Origin of the sequence: Salipiger sp. HF18 (assembly GCF_011806505.1) — a bacterium.
GTDB lineage: Bacteria > Pseudomonadota > Alphaproteobacteria > Rhodobacterales > Rhodobacteraceae > Salipiger > Salipiger thiooxidans.
In genome coordinates this window covers 1-3,600 of sequence record NZ_JAATOS010000398.1, presented here as the reverse complement: position 1 = coordinate 3,600, position 3,600 = coordinate 1, and the positions used below count along the sequence as shown (strand labels likewise).

Below are 3,600 nucleotides of genomic sequence, written 5' to 3'. Positions count from 1 at the left end.
TCATTATTCGGCGGCAGTATGCCGACGGTCACAGGGTCGCGAAAGCGGTTTCCGGAACCCTTGCGCGGTTTTCGGCGTTCTCGAAGCGTAACAGGCAGGAGACTTTCCGATGATACAGAGCCATGCTCAGATCGGCAATCTGACCTACAATGCCGGTGAAGAGTGCTACGAGGCGCTCGTGACCTTCCACACGGATGAAGGCCGGCTGCGGGTTGCCAGCAGCTTTCAAAGCCCGCTCGACGCAAGCGAAGAGCGGGTCCGCCGCGGCCTTCTGGCCAACGCGATGAAGACGAGAAGTTCCTCCGAGGGGCTGCGCGCCCGGCTTATGCCGCGCGCCGCGCAGGGACCCTTCCGCGAACCGCCCGCGCGCTCGCACCCCTACGATTCCTTCGCGTGGCTGCGCTGGATGCGGGCGGCCTGACACGGCGGCCCGCCGGCGCGGGCCCTGCGTCTCAGTCGCGGCCTTCGAGATAGGCGGTCAGCAGCGCGCGGAAATGCGGAATCGCATCCTCGCGCGCGGCGTATTCCTCGGGCGGCATGAGCTGCCAGCCATAACCCTCGTCACCGAACCGGATGTCACGTGCGCGGTCGGCGGGCAGATGCGCCGCGAAGAACACCGCGTAGCCGTGCTGGTGTCCCCATTCGAGCAGCTCCTCGCTCAGCTCGAGCCCCACTTCCTCGCGGGTTTCGCGCAGCGCGCAATCCTCGGGGCGCTCGTCGCCCTCGCGGCCGCCGCCCGGAAAGTCGAGATACCCCGGCCACGGAATCCCCTCGGTATGATCCCGCCGGATCACCAGAAGATCGCCGCCCAGAAAGAGCATCACCTTCGCACCTTCGAAGCTCATGACATGGCCCCGGCCACCGTTTCCCACTATATTGGACAGGTAGCCATTCGCCCGGGAATTACCACCCATGCCCGCGCTCTGCCGCGACTGCCTGACCGAATTCGACGACGGGACGCGCTGCCCGTCGTGCGGGCGCCCGAGGGTGGTGCGCCATGACGAGCTGTGGACGCTCGGCATCGCGCACATGGATTGCGACGCCTTCTACGCCAGCGTCGAAAAGCGCGAGAACCCCGAGCTTGCCGACAAGCCGGTCATCATCGGAGGCGGCAAGCGCGGCGTGGTCTCGACCGCCTGCTACGTGGCGCGGATCCGCGGCGTGCGTTCGGCCATGCCGATGTTTCAGGCGCTGAAGCTCTGCCCCGACGCGGTGGTGCTGAAGCCGCGCATGTCGCTCTACGCCGAGGTCTCACGCCAGATCCGCGGCTTCATGGAAGAGCTCACCCCCGCCATCGAGCCGCTGTCGCTGGACGAGGCCTTTCTCGACCTCACCGGCACCGCACGGCTGCACGGGGCGCCGCCGGCCGTGGTGCTGGCGCGGCTGGTGAGGCGGATGAAGGCCGAACTTGGCGTCACCGGCTCCATCGGGCTCTCGCACAACAAGTTCCTCGCCAAGATAGCCTCTGACCTCGACAAGCCACACGGCTTCTCGGTGATCGGCAAGGCCGAGACGCAGGACTTCTTGCGGCCACGACCCGTGCGGATGATCTGGGGCGTGGGCCAGGCCGGGCAGGAAGCGCTCGACCGCGCCGGCATCCGCACCTTCGAGGACCTGCTGCGCTGGGACCGCGAGGCGCTGGCGGCGCGCTTCGGCAGCATGGGCGACCGGCTGTGGCACCTTGCCCGTGGCGAGGATCACCGGCGGGTGACCCGCGACGCGCCGGTGAAGTCGATCTCGAACGAGACGACTTTCAGCGAGGACACCGCCGATCCGGACATCCTCGACGGCCACCTCTGGCGCATGTGCGAAAAGGTCGCCGACCGTGCCAAGGCCAAAGGGCTGGCCGGACAGGTCGTGGTGCTGAAGCTCAAGCGGGCAAATTTCCAGCTGATCACCCGGCGCCACGCGCTGGGACATGGCGATGCGACGCAGATGGCGGACCGCATCTACCGCGAGGCCCGGGCGCTCTTCGACCAGGTCGGCGCGCGCGGGCCCTATCGGTTGCTTGGGGCGGGAATCTCGCAACTGGTGCCGGCGGCGCAGGCCGACCGGCTGGGCGACCTGCTCGACCCTCAGGCGGAGCGGCGCGCCGGGGCCGAACGCGCCACGGATGCGATCCGCGCAAAGTTCGGCGACGACGCGATCATGAAGGGCCGCGCCCTGCGCTGACCCGCGGAACGCTCTCAGGCGCCGCGGCGCAGAAGCTCGTCTTCCTCGTCCGAGGGATCGTAGCCAAGCGCTTCGAGCCCGGCCTCGAGGTGGTCGGCCACGTGCGGCGTGCCGATCAGGTAATCGGCGGTCGGGGTCGAGGCTTCGGACATGGCCGTCGCGAAGGCTTCCTGCCATTCGTCGGCTTCAAAGGCATCGCGGCCGATCCACATGATCGCCACCAGCGCGCCCTGCTCCTCCTCCGTCATGTGCTCGATGACACCGCGCAATTCACCTTCGCCGCGGTCCATCTCGCGCGCCAGCAGGATGACATGGGCGACCTTCCTGACACTGATCTCTTCCATTTTCCCCGTCTCCTTGATCGTGGCGATCCACTTAGGACACGTCCGCCACGTCCCGTCATTGATCCTGCTCAAGAGTACGTCAGGTTCGGGCGTCTGGCAAAACTTCTCGCACGCGGGTCAAACACGCGGTCAAACATGGGCCGCGCGCCGGCCGGGTGTCAGGAGTTGCGCGGCAGCGGCACGATGGTGTCATCGCGCCCGTCCTCGAAATCGAAGGCATCGAGACGCCGCGCCCGCAGCCCCGCCTTCTCGGCGCTGATGCGGATCTCGGCGACGTCGCGCGCCGCCTGTCCGAAATGCCGGTCGAGGTTCTCGACCCGGGTTCCGAGCCGTTCCACATCTGCGTGCAGCAGCGCCAGCTCGCGCCGGATCGCGCCCGCCTGCTCGCGCATCCGCGCGTCCTTGAGGATCGCCCGAAGGGTGTTGAGCGTCGCCATGCAGGTGGTCGGCGAGACGATCCAGACCCGCAGGTTGAAGCCCTCGCGCACCACCTCGGGATGGTTGGCGTGCAGCTCGGCATAGACCGCCTCGGAGGGCAGGAACATCAGCGCGGAATCCGCCGTCTCGCCCTCGATGATGTAGCGCGAGGCGATGTCGCGCAGGTGCTTGCGCACCGACAGCCGGAAGGCCTGCGCGGCGCGGGTGCGGCTGTCGCCCTGCTCGGCCCGCTGCAGCGCCTCGTAGGCCTCGAGCGGGAACTTGGCGTCGATGACGATGGGCCCCGGCGGCTCGGGCATGTGGATGAGGCAGTCGGCGCGGCGGCCGTTCGACAGTGTCGCCTGCATGGTGAAGCTGTCCGGGGGCAGCGCCTTGCCGACGATGTCGTTGAGCTGGATCTCTCCGAAGGCGCCGCGGGTCTGCTTGTTCGACAGGATGTCCTGCAGCGACAGCACGTCGCCCGAGAGCCGCGAGATGTTCTCCTGCGCGCGGTCGATGACCTTCAGCCGCTCCTGCAGCTCGCCCAGCGAATGCGCGGTGCGGCGGGCGGTGCCATGCAGGCTTTCGGACATGCGGCCCTGCACCTCGGCCAGACGGCGCTCCATCAGCTCGAGCATCGCGGTGTGGCTCTGGGTCTGCGCCTCGG

At 68.0% G+C, this 3,600-nt stretch carries 5 protein-coding genes; 2 read left to right on the top strand and 3 right to left on the bottom strand.

Annotated features, from left to right (window positions below):
* Positions 1 to 109 precede the first annotated feature (109 nt).
* Complete coding sequence (locus tag HC022_RS21250) at positions 110 to 421, top strand: hypothetical protein (RefSeq protein WP_167453750.1); 312 nt, start codon at positions 110 to 112, stop codon at positions 419 to 421.
* Between the two features lie 31 nt (positions 422 to 452).
* Here the strand turns inward: HC022_RS21250 and HC022_RS21245 are convergent, their stop codons facing one another.
* Positions 453 to 845 (bottom strand): NUDIX domain-containing protein, encoded by a 393-nt coding sequence (locus HC022_RS21245; RefSeq protein WP_089955908.1) that lies wholly within the window; start codon positions 843 to 845, stop codon positions 453 to 455.
* Positions 846 to 912: 67 nt separating this feature from the next.
* On the opposite strand from HC022_RS21245, the gene HC022_RS21240 reads away from it, so the two are divergent.
* A complete protein-coding gene (locus HC022_RS21240) occupies positions 913 to 2,172 on the top strand; it encodes a DNA polymerase IV (RefSeq protein ID WP_008886528.1) in 1,260 nt (419 codons plus the stop codon).
* Positions 2,173 to 2,186: 14 nt separating this feature from the next.
* Here the strand turns inward: HC022_RS21240 and HC022_RS21235 are convergent, their stop codons facing one another.
* Positions 2,187 to 2,516 (bottom strand): DUF3775 domain-containing protein, encoded by a 330-nt coding sequence (locus HC022_RS21235; RefSeq protein WP_167453749.1) that lies wholly within the window; start codon positions 2,514 to 2,516, stop codon positions 2,187 to 2,189.
* A gap of 158 nt (positions 2,517 to 2,674) precedes the next feature.
* On the bottom strand, positions 2,675 to 3,600 hold a 926-nt coding region (locus tag HC022_RS21230; RefSeq protein ID WP_167453748.1), incomplete at its 5' end, for a DNA recombination protein RmuC.

Coding starts and splice junctions, on each gene's coding strand:
- HC022_RS21235 (WP_167453749.1), bottom strand. CDS start 2,516: ATGGAAGAGATCAGTGTCAGGAAGGTCGCCCATGTCATCCTGCTGGCG.
- HC022_RS21250 (WP_167453750.1), top strand. CDS start 110: ATGATACAGAGCCATGCTCAGATCGGCAATCTGACCTACAATGCCGGT.
- HC022_RS21245 (WP_089955908.1), bottom strand. CDS start 845: ATGAGCTTCGAAGGTGCGAAGGTGATGCTCTTTCTGGGCGGCGATCTT.
- HC022_RS21240 (WP_008886528.1), top strand. CDS start 913: ATGCCCGCGCTCTGCCGCGACTGCCTGACCGAATTCGACGACGGGACG.